Source organism: Billgrantia pellis, assembly GCF_008297955.1.
In the GTDB taxonomy this organism is placed as follows: domain Bacteria; phylum Pseudomonadota; class Gammaproteobacteria; order Pseudomonadales; family Halomonadaceae; genus Halomonas; species Halomonas pellis.
The window spans coordinates 88,861-103,937 of sequence record NZ_VTPY01000008.1 but is presented as its reverse complement, the minus strand read 5'-3'; the positions used below and the strand labels follow the sequence as shown (position 1 = coordinate 103,937).

At 66.2% G+C, this 15,077-nt stretch carries 13 protein-coding genes; 12 read left to right on the top strand and 1 reads right to left on the bottom strand.

Annotation, left to right across the window (positions count from 1 at the left end; genetic code table 11):
• The first annotated feature begins 132 nt into the window (after nucleotides 1-132).
• Nucleotides 133-606 carry a PepSY domain-containing protein gene (locus tag F0A17_RS19135; RefSeq protein ID WP_228716969.1) on the top strand — a complete coding sequence of 158 codons (474 nt, stop codon included), beginning with the start codon at nucleotides 133-135 and terminating at the stop codon, nucleotides 604-606.
• 100 nt (nucleotides 607-706) lie between these two features.
• Here the strand turns inward: F0A17_RS19135 and F0A17_RS19130 are convergent, their stop codons facing one another.
• Complete coding sequence (locus F0A17_RS19130) at nucleotides 707-1,612, bottom strand: LysR family transcriptional regulator (protein ID WP_149329964.1); 906 nt, start codon at nucleotides 1,610-1,612, stop codon at nucleotides 707-709.
• Between the two features lie 187 nt (nucleotides 1,613-1,799).
• Here F0A17_RS19130 and F0A17_RS19125 point away from each other — a divergent pair, with 187 nt between their 5' ends.
• From F0A17_RS19125 to F0A17_RS19075, 11 genes are all read left to right on the top strand, one after another.
• Nucleotides 1,800-3,311 carry a CoA-acylating methylmalonate-semialdehyde dehydrogenase gene (locus tag F0A17_RS19125; RefSeq protein WP_149329963.1) on the top strand — a complete coding sequence of 504 codons (1,512 nt, stop codon included), beginning with the start codon at nucleotides 1,800-1,802 and terminating at the stop codon, nucleotides 3,309-3,311.
• 127 nt (nucleotides 3,312-3,438) lie between these two features.
• Nucleotides 3,439-5,091 carry a GMC family oxidoreductase gene (locus F0A17_RS19120; RefSeq protein WP_149329962.1) on the top strand — a complete coding sequence of 551 codons (1,653 nt, stop codon included), beginning with the start codon at nucleotides 3,439-3,441 and terminating at the stop codon, nucleotides 5,089-5,091.
• A gap of 201 nt (nucleotides 5,092-5,292) precedes the next feature.
• Entirely contained in the window at nucleotides 5,293-5,499 is a 207-nt protein-coding gene (locus tag F0A17_RS19115; protein ID WP_010629501.1) for a cold-shock protein, read from the top strand.
• Nucleotides 5,500-5,712: 213 nt separating this feature from the next.
• Entirely contained in the window at nucleotides 5,713-7,482 is a 1,770-nt protein-coding gene (locus tag F0A17_RS19110; protein ID WP_149329961.1) for an SLC13 family permease, read from the top strand.
• 79 nt (nucleotides 7,483-7,561) lie between these two features.
• Nucleotides 7,562-8,227 (top strand): alpha/beta hydrolase, encoded by a 666-nt coding sequence (locus F0A17_RS19105; protein ID WP_149329960.1) that lies wholly within the window; start codon nucleotides 7,562-7,564, stop codon nucleotides 8,225-8,227.
• Entirely contained in the window at nucleotides 8,203-9,162 is a 960-nt protein-coding gene (locus F0A17_RS19100; protein ID WP_228716968.1) for a prenyltransferase, read from the top strand. Before F0A17_RS19105 ends, F0A17_RS19100 begins: the two co-directional genes overlap by 25 nt.
• A gap of 197 nt (nucleotides 9,163-9,359) precedes the next feature.
• Nucleotides 9,360-9,587, top strand: a complete 228-nt coding sequence (locus F0A17_RS19095) for a hypothetical protein (RefSeq protein ID WP_149329958.1) — start codon at nucleotides 9,360-9,362, stop codon at nucleotides 9,585-9,587.
• A 12-nt stretch (nucleotides 9,588-9,599) separates the two neighbouring features.
• Nucleotides 9,600-10,271, top strand: a complete 672-nt coding sequence (locus tag F0A17_RS20725; protein WP_223111578.1) for an NADH-quinone oxidoreductase subunit K — start codon at nucleotides 9,600-9,602, stop codon at nucleotides 10,269-10,271.
• A complete protein-coding gene (locus tag F0A17_RS19085; protein ID WP_149329957.1) occupies nucleotides 10,268-11,761 on the top strand; it encodes a complex I subunit 5 family protein in 1,494 nt (497 codons plus the stop codon). Before F0A17_RS20725 ends, F0A17_RS19085 begins: the two co-directional genes overlap by 4 nt.
• The gene (locus tag F0A17_RS19080) at nucleotides 11,758-13,263 is read left to right on the top strand and encodes a proton-conducting transporter transmembrane domain-containing protein (protein WP_149329956.1); all 1,506 of its coding nucleotides are present in this window, start codon (nucleotides 11,758-11,760) and stop codon (nucleotides 13,261-13,263) included. Before F0A17_RS19085 ends, F0A17_RS19080 begins: the two co-directional genes overlap by 4 nt.
• Nucleotides 13,260-15,077 (top strand): complex I subunit 5 family protein, encoded by a 1,818-nt coding sequence (locus F0A17_RS19075; protein ID WP_149329955.1) that lies wholly within the window; start codon nucleotides 13,260-13,262, stop codon nucleotides 15,075-15,077. The genes F0A17_RS19080 and F0A17_RS19075 overlap by 4 nt, the downstream gene beginning before the upstream one ends.

Here is a 15,077-nt window from a genome sequence, read left to right as displayed (position 1 = left end):
CCAAGGATGCCGGGCCTGACATGAACACAGCATGAACGTCGCTGTCAGCTTCGGGCAAGGTGAGGGATGCTAAAACTTGACCTGTTCCCGCTACGGGGCACCTAGTCCGTGACCATGAATGGAGGCACTACCATGAAACGCAAGATGATCCTGATCGGCTCGCTAGCCACCTTGATGTTCGCCGGCACCTCGGCGCAGGCCTCCGATGGCCGCCTGGCGACAGACCGCCTCGAGGCGGTACTGGAGCAGGGGGCGGCCTACGGCTTCCAACACTATCAGGAGATCGAAGCCAAGAGCCGCGACAGCGTCGAGATCGAAGGCTGGCTCGATGACGAGTGGCAGTCCGACGTACGTCTGTCGCTGGAAAATGGCGAATCCCTCGAGGAGCAGCGCAAGCGTCGTGAAGGTGGGGCCTGGGGCATGAGCGAGGAAGACGTTCGCATGGCGATGGAAGCCGCGGCGGCCGAGGGCCTGGCCGAGTTCGAGGAGATCCAGGTCGACCGCGATGGCCGCATCGAGATCGAGGGCCGCGACGCCGACGGCCGCGACATCGAGGTGCGAAGCCAGCAGGGCGAGAGCGGGGTGGTCGAAGTCGAGCGCGACTGACCCAATCGTGGGGGCGCTGCCCCGGCGACGTTTCGCTATCGAACCAACGAAAGGATGTCCGCACAGGGGCCCGACGCGGAATTCGCGCCGGGTCCTCTGCTCAGGGGAAGCTACCCCAGACGCCGGTCAGCACTTCGCGCACTTCGCGTATCACCATGTCATCGCCACGATCGCGGCGCCAGATGAAGCATAGCGCGCAGGGCAGGCGCACGCCCTCGGCGACGATCAGCCCGCGCTCCTGGCGCTCGGCCATGGCCAAGGCGTCACGGGCCAGGCTCAGGCCTACCCCCGCACGCACCAGGTCGAGCATACAGGCTTCTTGATCCACCTGAGCCACGCCGTTGGGCACGAGGCCCAGTGGGTCGAGGGCGCCGTGCAGCAGGCGATGATGGGCGGAGTCCGGCGGCGTGACGATCCAAGGAAGCGCGGCAAGGCTCGGCCAGTCGGGCCGTTTGAGCCGGTCACCCCATCCCGGCGGAGCGACGATATGGTAATGGAAATGAGTCAGCTCGCGGTGGGCGATCTCGGGGGCATCCGGCCCGGGGCCCTCGCCGGGCGGGGCGAGGAAGAAGCCGACGTCGAGCGCATCGCGCCGGACCCGCTCCAGAACGCTGCCGCTCATGCCGTGCTGCAACTCGGTCTCGAGCTGAGGGGCGCGTTCCACCAGGCGGTGCAGGAACGCCCCCAGGCGGATGAACTCGGGATCGACGATCGTGCCGATGCGCAGCCGTCCATGCAGTGTGCTGTGCAGCGAGTGGGCATTCTGTTCGAAGGCGGCCAGCGCGGCCAGCACACGCTCCGCCGCGGGCAACAGAGCGTGTCCGTCGGCAGTCAGCGCCAGGCCCTGGGGGCGACGGCGGAACAGCATCAGCCCCAGCCCCTCCTGCAAGTGCTTGAGCTTGAGGCTGACGGCGGGCTGGGTCAGGTGCAGCCGTTCGGCGGCCCGGGAGACGCTCCCCTCGCGGGCGACGGTGACGAAGGCGCGTAGGGTCTGTGGATCGTGCATGGCAGCCTGTCGGCGTGTGGGGATTGGCTCAGTGATATTGGTTGAGCTTATATCTGGCTTTCAAAATCCTCAATTGATATCGCCCATTGACACGGTAGGCTAGAAGGTCAAATGACTGCGTCAATCGGTCCTCGTGACGAGTGGCGCGCCCCACGACGAAGCACGCCAACGACAAAGACGGATACCCATGACCCAGAATACGATCTCGCATTATATCGACGGGCAAATGACGTCCGGCGAATCCGGCCGCCTGCAGGACGTCTACAATCCTGCCACCGGCCAGGTCTCCGGCCGGGTGGCACTGGCCTCGCGTGCCGACGTCGATACGGCGGTTTCCGCCGCCAAGGCCGCCTTTCCGGCCTGGGCCGATACCCCGCCGATCCGCCGTGCACGGGTGCTGTTCAAGTTCCTCGAGCGGCTCAATGCCCACAAGGACGAGCTGGCACGCGCCATCACCCGAGAACACGGCAAGGTCTTTACCGACGCCCAGGGGGAAGTGGCCCGCGGCATCGACATCGTCGAGTTCGCTTGCGGTATTCCGCAGTTGCTCAAGGGCGACTATACCGAGCAGGTGAGCGGCGGCATCGACAACTGGACCGTGCGCCAGCCGCTCGGCGTGGTGGCCGGCATCACCCCGTTCAACTTCCCGGCCATGGTACCGATGTGGATGTTCCCGGTGGCCATTGCTGCCGGCAACACTTTCATCCTCAAGCCCAGCCCCACCGACCCCAGCGCCTCGTTGCTGATCGCCGACCTGCTCCGGCAGGCCGGGCTCCCGGACGGCGTGTTCAACGTGGTGCAGGGCGACAAGGAAGCCGTCGAAGCGTTGATCGAGCATCCCGACGTGCAGGCGCTCTCCTTCGTAGGGTCGACGCCGATCGCCAACCGAATCTACGAGAACGGCGCGCGCCACGGTAAGCGCGTGCAGGCCCTGGGCGGCGCCAAGAACCACATGGTCGTCATGCCCGACGCCGACCTCGACAAGGCCGTCGATGCCCTGATCGGCGCCGCTTACGGCAGTGCCGGCGAGCGCTGCATGGCGATCAGCGTGGCGGTGCTGGTGGGCGACGTGGCCGACAGGATCGTGCCGAGACTGGCCGAGCGCGCCCGGGCGCTGAAGGTCAAGAACGGGCTCGAACTCGACGCCGAGATGGGGCCGATCGTGACCGCCCAGGCGCACCAGCGTATCACCGGCTACATCGATAAGGGCGTGGCCGAAGGCGCCGAGCTGGTGGTCGACGGCCGTGACTTCGACGTTGCCACCGCCGGCGACGGCTGTGCCGAAGGCTTCTGGATGGGCGGCTCGCTGTTCGACCACGTCACCCCGGAGATGACGATCTACAAGGAGGAGATCTTCGGCCCGGTGCTGGCCTGCGTGCGCGTACCCGACGTCGCCACCGCGATTCAGCTGATCAACGACCACGAGTTCGGCAACGGCGTGAGCTGCTTCACCGAGAGCGGCAGCGTGGCACGCGAGTTCGGCCGCCGCATCCAGGTGGGCATGGTCGGCATCAACGTGCCGATTCCGGTGCCCATGGCGTGGCACGGCTTCGGCGGCTGGAAGCGCTCGCTGTTCGGCGATACCCACGCCTACGGCGAAGAAGGCGTACGTTTCTACACCAAGCAGAAGTCGATCATGCAGCGCTGGTCGGACTCGATCAACGCGGGCGCCGAATTTGCCATGCCGACCCACAAGTAAGCCTTAACCACAAGCTGCACAATTCCAAGACGTCAGTGAGAGGCACCGAGGGAAGACCGAAGAGGAGGTCATTTACGGGTCTTCCCCTCGGGGTTGCCTTGAACGGGGCATGTCGAGAGAGCGCGCCATGACAGAGCGGGAATTCGACTACATCGTGGTGGGCGCCGGTACCGCCGGCTGCCTGCTGGCCAACCGCCTCAGCGCCGACCCGGCCAACCGGGTGCTGCTGATCGAGGCGGGCGGCCGCGACAACTACCACTGGGTGCACATCCCGGTGGGCTACCTCTACTGCATCAACAACCCGCGTACCGACTGGTGCTTCAAGACCGAGCCCGACAAGGGTCTCAACGGGCGCTCGCTGATCTACCCGCGCGGCAAGACCCTGGGCGGCTGCTCGAGCATCAACGGCATGCTCTACATCCGCGGTCAGGCCCGCGATTACGATGGTTGGGCCGAGGCGGTGGGCGACGATGCCTGGCGCTGGGAGAATTGCCTGCCCGACTTCGTCAAGCACGAGGACCATTACCGGCTGGACAATGAGGGCGACGCCGATGCCGCTCACCGCGACTACCATGGCCACGGTGGGGAATGGCGGGTGGAAAAGCAGCGTCTCAAATGGGAGGTGCTGGACGATTTCGCCGAGGCGGCGGTGCAGGCCGGCATTCCTCGTACGCGGGACTTCAACCGCGGCGACAACGAAGGCGTCGACTACTTCGAGGTCAACCAGCGCGACGGCTGGCGCTGGAATGCGGCCAAGGCCTTCCTGCGGCCGGTGTGCGAAAAGCGCGACAATTTCACGCTGTGGCACTCCTCTCAGGTGCACCGCCTGCTGTTCGAGACCGGAGAGGGCGGACGACCCCGTGCCGCCGGCGTCGAGCTGGAGCGTGACGGTGCCATCATGCGGGCCAAGGCGGCTCGCGGCGTGATCCTGGCGGCGGGGGCCATCGGCTCGCCACAGCTGTTGCAGCTCTCCGGCATCGGCCCGGCGGGGTTGCTGGCCGAATACGGCATTCCGCTCGTGCATGAATTGCCGGGCGTTGGGGAGAACTTGCAGGACCACCTGCAGATCCGCTCGGTCTATCGCGTGTCCGGTGCCAAGACGCTGAATACCTTGGCGGCTTCCTGGCTGGGCAAGGCAGCGATCGGCATGGAGTACCTGCTGCGTCGCACCGGGCCCATGAGCATGGCACCATCGCAGCTATGCGCCTTCACTCGCAGCAGCGAGAAGTACGAACATCCCAATATCGAGTATCATGTCCAGCCGCTGAGCTTGGAGGCCTTCGGCCAGCCGCTGCATGACTACCCGGCGATTACCGCCAGCGTATGCAACCTCAATCCCACCAGCCGCGGTAGCGTGCGTATCAAGAGCCGCGATCCGCGTCAGGCGCCGGCCATCGCCCCCAACTACCTGAGCACCGAGGAGGATCGTCGCGTGGCGGCGGATTCGCTGCGGGTCACCCGGCGCATCGCCGAGCAGCCGGCCTTCGCCAAGTACCGTCCGGAAGAGGTCAAGCCCGGGGTGCAATATCAGAGCGACGAGGACCTGGCGCGACTCGCCGGCGACATCGGCACGACCATTTTCCATCCGGTGGGCACGGCGAAGATGGGCCGCGCCGACGACCCCATGGCGGTGGTGGACTCGCGCCTGCGCGTGCATGGCGTCGAGGGGTTGCGGGTGGTGGATGCCAGCATCATGCCGACCATCACCAGCGGCAACACCAATTCGCCGACGCTGATGATCGCCGAGAAGGCGGCGGGCTGGATTCTGAGCGAGCGGTAAGATTTACGTCACACACGCAAAATAGTATTGACGTGGGAGCTCGAAAGGAGCAAGATGCGTGCAGTTGGTTAGCAAGTCGAACATCGCAAGTGGTCATCGAAACGCTCACAGCGTCGAGATTTCCCGGTGAAAAGTTTCTTGTTTTACCCACTGCAACTCGGGTATCTCCCGGAAAATCAATGCTGTTAGAGGAATTCGATAATGGCAACTGGCACTGTTAAGTGGTTCAACGACACCAAGGGCTTCGGCTTCATCTCTCCGGACGACAATGGCGACGATCTGTTCGCTCACTTCTCCGAGATCCAGGCTGACGGCTTCAAGACTCTGCAGGACGGTCAGAAGGTTTCCTTCGACGTCACTCAGGGCAAGAAAGGCCTCCAGGCTTCCAACATCAAGGTCATCGGCTAAGCCTTCGGCTCCGATAGCTTGATGCGCCGAACGGCGACAGAGAGGGCCCGCGAAAGCGGGCCCTTTTCGTTATGGAGCGTCAATCCACTGGTCCCTTCGAGTGGCAAGACGCTTTCTTTTATTCCTTAAAGTTATTTCAGAATTTCCAAAAATAACTTTTTCGTATAAGGTTCGGCGTTCACAATAGAGGCTCAATGTCGCTCGGACACCTCTATGTCGCTGGATGCCTGGCTCTCGCTCACCGTCGTTCTCGCCGCTTTCCCGCTGATGGCCTTTTCCCGCCTGGGCCCCGATATCATTCTGCTGGGGGCGGTCATCGTGCTGCTGACGCTGGGCGTGATCGAGCCGTCGCAGGCGCTCGGCGGATTTTCCAGTACGGGTCTGTTCACGGTGGCCTTCATGTACGTGCTGGTGGCGAGCATCCGCGAGACCGGTGGTATCGATCTGATCATCCGCTACGTGCTGGGCCGCCCGCGCGGTGAGAGCGGTGCGCTGGCTCGCTTGCTGCTGCCGGTGGCCGCTCTCAGCGGGTTTCTCAACAACACTCCCATCGTCGCCACCTACATTCCCGCGGTGCTCAGTTGGAGTCGCCGCCTGCGGCTGCCGGCCCAGCGCCTGCTGATGCCGCTCAGCTTCGCCTCCATCCTGGGAGGCACCATTACCCTGTTCGGTACCAGCACTAACCTGGTGGTGCACGGGCTGTTGCTCGAGCGCTATCCCGACCTGGCCATGGGGTTGTTCGATATCGCCTGGGTGGGGGTGCCGGTGGCCGTGGTTGGGCTGCTCTACCTGATGCTAGTGGGGCCGCGCCTGCTGCCGGCACGGCGCGACGTGGGCACCGCTTTCGATAACCCGCGGGAATACACCATCGAAATGGAGGTCGATCCTGCGGGGCCGCTGGTCAATCGCACCGTGGAGGAGGCCGGGCTGCGTCACCTGCGGGAACTGTTCCTGGTCGAGATCGAACGAGACGGTAACGTGGTCAGCGTGGTCGGCCCCGGGGAGCGGCTCAAGGGCGGCGACCGTCTGGTCTTTGCCGGCACCAGCGATGGCGCAGTGGAACTGCAGCAGATTCGTGGCCTGGTGCCGTCGCGCCACGGCGAATCGAGCCTGGAAAAGGACTTCAAGGAGCGCCGCCTGGTGGAGGCCGTGGTTTCCGACCAGTGCCAGTTCGTTGGGCAGCGGATCCGCGACGGCCACTTTCGCACCCTCTACGGCGCCGCCGTGCTCGCGGTGTGTCGCGGTGGCGAGCGGGTCGCCGGCAACCTGGGCCAGGTGCGCTTGCAGCCGGCCGACGTGCTGCTGCTGGAGGCGCGACCGCCCTTCATCGAGCGTCACCGCCAGTCGCGCGACTTCCTGTTGATCAGTCAGCTCAACGGTCAGGCCCGGCCGGTTCACGAGAAGGCCCCGCTGGCCTGGAGCATCCTGCTCGGCGTGGTGGCACTTGCCAGCTTCGGGGTAATGAGCATGATGAACGCCGCCATGCTGGGCGCGGCGCTGGCACTGATCACGGGTTGCTGTTCGGTGGGGGCGGCCAAGCGCGGGCTCGACACCCAAGTGCTGCTGACCATAGCCGCTTCCTTCGGGCTGGGTGCCGCATTGGAGGCGTCGGGGGCGGCGGCCGCGCTATCGGACCTAGCCCTCGGTTTCGCCGGCGGCGATCCGTGGTTGCTGCTGATCGGTACCTACCTGCTGGTGGCGCTGCTCACCGAGCTGGTGACCAACAACGCCGCCGCCGTGATCACTTTTCCCGTGGTAATGGCCAGCGCCGAGAGCCTCGGCGTCAGCCCCATGCCGTTCGTGGTGGCGGTGATGTTCGCCGCCTCGGCGAGTTTCCTCACGCCGATCGGCTATCAGACCAACTTGATGGTGCACGGCCCCGGCGGCTACCGCTTCTCCGATTTCCTGCGCGTCGGTGGGTGGCTCAATGTGCTCACGGCCGCCGTGGCGCTGCCGCTGATACCGCTCATCTGGCCGTTCTGAGGCGCAGGTATCTCGCCGTCGTTCGCGGTTTGCGGTAGGGTGACGGCTTTCGCGATCCACCAGAACGGAAGCAACGCCCATGAGCGACCCCGGTGAACTGATCATCGAACCGAAGAGCGGCCGGTCGGCCGATGCCTGTGTCTTCATCCTTCACGGGCTGGGCGCCGACGGCCGCGATTTCGAGCCCCTGGTGCCGGCGCTGCCGTTGAGGGCCGGTCTCGACGTCCGCTTCATCCTGCCCCATGCGCCGCGGCTGCCGGTGACCATCAATGGCGGCATGGTGATGCCGGCATGGTACGACATCCACGAGATGAGCCTCGATCGCCGTGTCGACACGGCGCAGCTGGTGGCTTCCGCCGAGCGCATCCAGGTGCTGATGCAGGAGCAGATCGAACTCGGCATCGACAGTCGTCGCATCATTCTCGCCGGCTTTTCCCAGGGCGGCGCCGTGGCCTACCAGGCGGCGCTCTCGTTCGAGGCGCCGCTGGGCGGGCTGCTGGCCCTGTCGACCTACTTCGCCACCGCCGACACTATCACCCTGGCCGAGGCCAATCGCGAACTGCCGATCGAGATCCATCACGGCTCCTACGATCCGGTGGTGCCCGAGTCGCTGGGCAAGGCCGCCTGCGACCGCCTGCGGACGCTGAGCTATCCGGTTGACTATCGTAGCTACCCCATGGCTCACGCCGTGTGTCCTCAGCAGATCGGCGACATCGCCGAATGGCTGAATGCACGACTGAGCTGAGCGTCATGGCCAGCCACGCCGCGGCCGCCGCGCTGCCTGCCTGGCTACGCAGTAGCCGGCCCCGCTTCCTCATCCTGGCCCCGCTGTGCGCGGGGCTGGCGATTAACGCCGCGTGGGCCGACGGCCACGCAGTGGCCCGGCTCGACGTGATGTTGGTGCTGATCGGTGCGCTCCTGGCTCACGCCGCCGTCAACCTGTTCAACGAGCATCACGATTTTCATACCGGGCTTGACGACATGACCGAGCGCACTCCCTTCTCGGGAGGCAGTGGGGCATTGCCGGAACGTCCCGAGGCCGCCGGCACCGTGCGGGCGGCGGCGCTGGCCTGCGTGGCCGGTGTGGTGGGAATCGGCATCTGGTTCGTGTGGCGGGTGGGGCCGGTCATGCTGGTATACGGCATGCTGGGGCTCGCCTTGGTCATCGCCTATACCGGCTGGCTGACCCGCCGGCCCTGGCTCTGCCTGCTGGCGCCCGGTGCCGGGTTCGGCCTGCTGATGGTGCTCGGCGCCTACCAGGCGCTGACCGGCACGCTCTCGGCCACGGCGATGGCGGCGTCGCTACCGCCGACGCTGATGGTCAGCGCGCTGCTGCTGATCAATCAACTGCCCGATATCGAGCCCGACCGCCGGGTGGGGCGTGATCATCTGGCGATCCGCCTGGGAGCCCGAGGAGCGGCCCGACTGGCGGCAACCTTGCTCGCCGTGGCCTTTGGCCTGGTGCCGCTGGCATGGCTGGCCGGTGCGCTGCCCAACACCGCCTGGCTGATAGGGTTGGCACTGCCGGCGCTGGTCTGGCTGGTACGGGGTCTGTGGCGGTTGCCGGCCGAGGTGGCGCAGGGCGAACTCGCGCCGCTGCTGCCGCTGATGGGACTCAACGTCCTCATTCTGCTGGCGAGTCTGGCCCTGCTCAACGTCGGTTTGCGACTTGCCGCCTGAGGCAAGGTGGCCGGAGCGACCCCTTGAACCTGCGCGGATGACGGCACTACCGATGCCGGGGGCGTCGGAAAGGGAGATCGACAGTGCCGTCAGCTTGGGCATCGACAAGCGGGAGTTGCGTCATGACCTTGAACTCGGACCGGTTGCGACCCAAGGTAGAAAGGTAATGCCTAGCCAATCAGCACAAGGAGTCTGTGATGATGCCCGACATTTCCGAGGATATTCGCCTTCCCGTAGCGTGCCCTAGCTGCGGCAGCCATCTCTATCGCGTGTCCAAGGTACACAACCCGGACGACAAGGTGTTCTGTGCTTCCTGTAAGCGGTTCCTGTGCCTCTACCACGAGGCCGAGACCCTGCTTGAACAGGGGCCGAGCGACGAACTCGAAGCCATGATCGAAGAAGTCGTCAACCGCAGGCATCACTAAGAGGACGGCAGGATGCCGTCGCTCCTCATGGAGATACTGCTGGTCGCCAGTCTTCTGCTGCTGGGCGCGCTGACGCTGTTCAATCGGCATCTGGTACGAGCCTGCACATGGTTCGTGCTGTTTGCCTTGACCGTGTCGTTCTCCTGGTGGTGGATGGGATTTCCCTGGCTGGCCTCGATCGAGCTCCTGCTTGGCGCGGTACTGACCGGTGCCTTTCTCTTCCATGCGCTGGGTGTTGGCCCCACCGCCAAGAGGCCGAGTGGGCTATTGGCAGGCTGGCACGATCACCCTCCACCGCGCGGGCGTGCCCTGATGCGCCTGCTGCCGGCGTTGGCCATGCTCGCCATGCTCGGCCTCGCGCTGGAAGACCTGGCCGAGGGTCGCGCCTCGGTGGCGCTCTGGTCCTGCGGTATGGGGCTGCTCGGCCTGGGGTTGTGGGCCTTCGCCCTGCATCGCCATCTGATTCGTCGCCTGCTGGGGTTCAACGTCATCGGGACCGGTATCTTTCTGATTCTGGTATCGCTGGCCGATGAGACCGAGCGCGCGGCCGCGCATGGGTTGATCATCACGGGCTTGGTCGTGGCCATGCTGGGTACCGCGCTGGGGGCGTTGTTGATACGACGCCTCGAGGCCTTGGAGGCCCAGCACGGCAGGCAGCACGCCGCCGGTGGACACGCCATATGATCGAGCGCCTGGGCCTGGTGAGCAATGCGCTTCCCGCCCAGGCGGAAGAGTTGGCGGCGTTGGGCGGCGTGCTCGGGCTGCCGCTGCTGCTGGGACTGCTCGGGGGACTGGCACGCCCCGCACGGGGCTGGCCGGTGGCTGTGGTCGGGGTGCTGCCACTGCTGGCGCTGGGCTGGCTCTTTCTGCAAGTCGCTGGCGAGGGGCGGGTCTGGACGGTTCCGCTGGGACCCTTGTCTCTATACTGGCGGGTCAATGGCCTGGCGTTGTTGATGCTGCTGCTGACCCAGGCCATCCTGCTGGCCAGCGCCCTCTACGCCCCCACCTACCTTCGCGTGGACGTGCAGGCGCCTGCGCGTCGTCAGGCCTGGTTCTGGCCGCTGCTGGGGCTGCTGGCCACCAGCCTCTCGCTGATCTGGCTCGCCGCCGACCTGTTACTGCTCTATTTCGGCCTGGAACTGATGGGGCTGGTCGCCGTCGGGCTGATGCTACTTCCGGGAAAGGCCGATGCCCTGGTGGCGGGGCTGCGCTACCTGCTGCTGGCGCTCATCGGATCGCTGGCCTTCTTGCTCGGGATCGCACTGCTGCTGGGTGCCTGGGGCAGGCTCGATCTCGCGGGGTTGACCGAAGCCGCCGAGCCGGGGCCGCTGCTGTGGGTGGCGGTGGCGCTGCTCAGCGCTGGCTTGCTGCTCAAGGCGGCGGCGTTTCCGCTGCACGCCTGGCTGGCACCGGTTCACGCCGCGGCGTGGACACCGATCAGCGCACTTCATGCCGGTCTGGTGATCAAGGCTTCCTTCTTCATCGCGCTGCAGCTGTGGCTGGTGCTGACACCTCGGTCGGCGCCGGCTGCCTGGTTGGTCGGCGGACTGGCTGCCGCCGCCGTGGTGTGGGGTGGGGTGATGGCGTGGCGGGCAGCCAAGCTCAAGGACATGCTGGCGTGGTCCACTGTCTCGCAGTTGGGCTACCTGCTGCTGGGCTTTCCGCTGCTGGTGGGCACCGATTCGACCGTGGCCGCCGTTGCCTGGGAGGGTACCTGGCTGCAGCTGGCCGCTCATGGCATAGCCAAGGCGGCCATGTTCCTCGCCGCCGGCAATCTGGTGCTGGCCACCGGCAAGTCGCACCTCCGGGAGCTGGCCGGCGCCAGCCGTCGCTTTCCGCTCGCCCTGCTCAGTTTCGGCATCGCCGCGATCAGTCTGGTCGGGCTGCCGCCGAGCATGGGGTTCACCGCCAAGTGGCTGCTGCTTAACGCCGCCCTGATGGCCGGTCAGTGGATCTGGCTGGCGGTGCTGGCCGCGGGCACGCTGCTCAGCGCCGCCTATGTCTTCCGTGTGTTCCGCTACTCCTTCGTCGAGGACGCTCCCTCGCTCGATTTTCGCCCGGTGCCCTGGAGCATGGATGCGGTCGCGCTTGTGCTGGCGCTGGCCTCGCTGTTGCTGGGGCTGGTAGCGGAGTGGCCGCTGTCGCTGCTGCGGGCGGCAGGAGGGGAGTCATGAGCCAGGCCTGGCTGCCGGTCATCGCCCTGGCCGCTTCGCTGCTGGTGGTGCCGGTGATCTTCGCCTTGCCGGAGCGTGCCTGGCGGGCGCGGGCGGTGGTTAACCTGGGCGCGGCGCTGTTCAAGCTGCTGATGGTGATAGTTATGGTATTCGGGCTCTACCAAGGGCGCGATTACAGCTTCCGTTTCACCGTGGTGGAAGGCGCCAGCTTCCTGCTCCAGGTCGATGCCATGGGCCTGATGTTCGCCGGCCTGTCGGCGCTGCTGTGGCTGGCCACCACGGCCTATGCCATCGGCTATCTCGAGGACTCTCCCAACCGCAAGCGCTTCTTCGGTTTCTTCGGGCTGTGCATAGCCAGCACCGTGGGTATCGCCCTGGCCGGCAACCTGTTCACCTTCCTGCTGTTCTACGAGATGCTCACGCTCTCCACCTATCCGCTGGTGGTGCATCGCGGTCATCCGGCAGCCCTGAGAGCGGGCACGATCTACCTGCGTTACACCCTGACCGGCGGCTTGGTGCTGCTGCTCGGCGTGGTCGCCATGCACGTGCTGGTGGGGGATGTGTCCTTCGGGCAGCGCGAGATGCTGGCCGACCTGGGGCCGGACGCCCACCCGATGCTGATCGTACTGTTCGTGGTGTTGCTGATGGGGCTTGGGGTCAAGGCGGCCCTGGTGCCGCTGCACGGCTGGCTGCCGCGGGCCATGGTGGCCCCCGCACCGGTGAGCGCGCTGCTGCATGCGGTGGCGGTGGTCAAGGCGGGGGCGTTCGGTATCGTGCGGCTGGTCTATGATGTCTACGGTATCGGCCTGAGCCACGAGCTGGGTTTGCTGTCGCTGCTGACGGGCATTGCCGTCGTCACCATTCTCTACGGTTCCGTGCGCGCCCTGTCGCAGCAGGAACTCAAGCCGCGTCTGGCCTTCTCCACGGTGAGCCAGGTCTCCTACATCATTCTCGGCATCAGCCTGTTCGGCCCCTTCGGCACGATTGCGGGGCTGTCGCACCTGCTGCACCAGGGGCTGATGAAGGTCACGCTGTTCTACTGTGCGGGCAACTACGCCGAGGAGCTCGGCATCCATCGTATCGACGAGCTGGACGGCGCCGGGCGGCGTATGCCGATGACCAGCCTGGCCTTCACCGTGGCGGCATTGGGCATGATCGGCATGCCACCGGTGGCCGGTTTCATCACCAAGTGGTACCTGGGCATGGGCGCGCTGCAGTCCGGCATGCCCTGGGTGATTGTCGTACTGGTCGCCAGCAGTCTGCTCAATGCGGCCTATTTCCTGCCGATCGTGCACCGGCTGTGGTTCCGGCCGGGCCCGGCGCACGGTAGGGGTCGGTGGCCGGAGGAGCGTAACCTGGGCCGCTTCGAGACCAGCACCTGGCTGCTGCTACCCACAGCCGCCACGGCGATGTTCAGTCTGGCGACGGGGCTGCTGGCGGGCGTCGCCTTCAGCCCGCTGGATCTGGCTATCTTCATGGCCAACGGGGAGTATCGGCCATGAGAGAGATTCTGCTTGCCCTCGTGCCGATCTGGCCATTGCTGCTGTTGCTGCGCAGTTCGCTCTGGTTTGCCGTTCAGCAGAGCGACCCGCAACGGCTCGGACCGCGGCCGCCGCTGCTCGATGCCTGGTGGGTTTCGGCCCCCTTGCCGGCCATTCTGCTGGCGCTTTGGCCCGGCGAGTCGGAACTGGCGGTGGAGAGCTGGATGCTGGGTGGGCTGTGGCAACTCGACGAGGCACGTCGTCCCTGGTTGCTGTTCGCCGCGCTGCTGTGGGGGGTGGCCGGCTGGTACGCGCGCGGCTATCTGGCCGAGGAACGGCACGGCACGGCGCACGACGATGGCGAATTCCGCCGCCTGCTGAGATTCGCCCTGTTATGGCCGCTGACACTCGCCGGCAACCTGCTGCTGATCGTGGCCGAGGACATTCCCAGTTTCTATCTCGGTTTCGTGACGATGACGCTGTCCGCATACGGCCTGGTGGTACATACGGGCGAGCGCGAAGCCCGCCACGGCGGCTTCGCCTACCTCGTCATGGCGCTACTGGGCGAGGCGATGATTCTCGCCGGCCTGTTGTGGGCAGCGGGCAGCGGAGAAGCGCTGACGTTGACCGAGCTGCGCGCGTCCGTGACCGAGGCCGAACAGGGCCTGTGGATGGCCACCCTGCTGTGGCTGGGATTCGGGGTCAAAGCCGGCGTGGCGGGCCTGCACGTGTGGCTGCCGCTGGCGCATCCGGTAGCGCCCACGCCGGCCAGCGCGGTGCTCAGCGGGGTCATGGTCAAGGCGGGGCTGCTGGGCTGGCTGAGTACGCTGCCGCTGGGGAGTGCCGAGGCGGGGCTCGCCCCACTGGGCGAGGTCATCATCGTGGCGGGGCTGGCGGGAGCCTTCGCGGCCGCGCTGCTGGGCGTGGCCCAGCGCCAGCCCAAGGCCGTGCTGGCCTACTCCAGCGTCAGTCAACTGGGCATGATCGCGTCATTGGTGGGGGCGGGGCTGAGCGCGCCGGCGCTCTGGCCCGCGTTGGCTCCCGCGGTGACTCTGTTCGCCGCTCATCACGGTATGACCAAAGGCGCCCTGTTCCTCGGCGTGGGCATCAGCGAACATCCGCCGCGTCTCCCGGCCTGGCTGACAGGGGCGTTGCTGACACTACCGGCCCTGTCGCTTTCCGGTGCCTTCGCATCGGGACTCATGGCCAAGGAATTCATGAAAAAGGCATTGCACGACAGCGACCATGCGACGCTTGCGACATGGCTCAGCGTGGCGGCGGTGGGCACTACCGTGTTAATGACGCGGGCGCTGTGGCGGCAGTGGCAGGAGCGCGGAGAGCCCGCCATCGCCTGGCGCTCGCCCATGGCGCTGGCCTGGCTGGTCGGCGTGATGCTGGCGGCCGGCGTACCGCTGTGGCTGCCCTTGGGCAAGCATGTGCCTTGGCCGCCGCTGGCCGATCTGCCGGGGCTGCTGTGGCCGGCGGCGTTGGGGCTGGGACTGGCCGGGCTGGTACTGGTGGCGGCTTCGCTGAGGCACGGCGAGCCGCGTGTCCTGTCTCGCCTGCAAGCGGGCGATCTGTGGTGGAGCTACGCGGCCTTGGCACGCTGGGTCCTGGCGGGGTTGGCGGCGCTCAGCGCCTCGCTGGAAGCATGGAACGCGGGGGTACGCAGCGCCTTCGGTAAAAGGGAGCGACGCATGATAGCCGCCCTGGACGATCTGACCCACTTCGAGTCTCACTTCCGGCGGCTGGCGATTCCGTTGATGGTGAGCGTGGGGGGACTCTTGCTGCTTGGCTTCTGGTTGGGGAGCCTGGTGGGAGTCGGGCCTGGATAA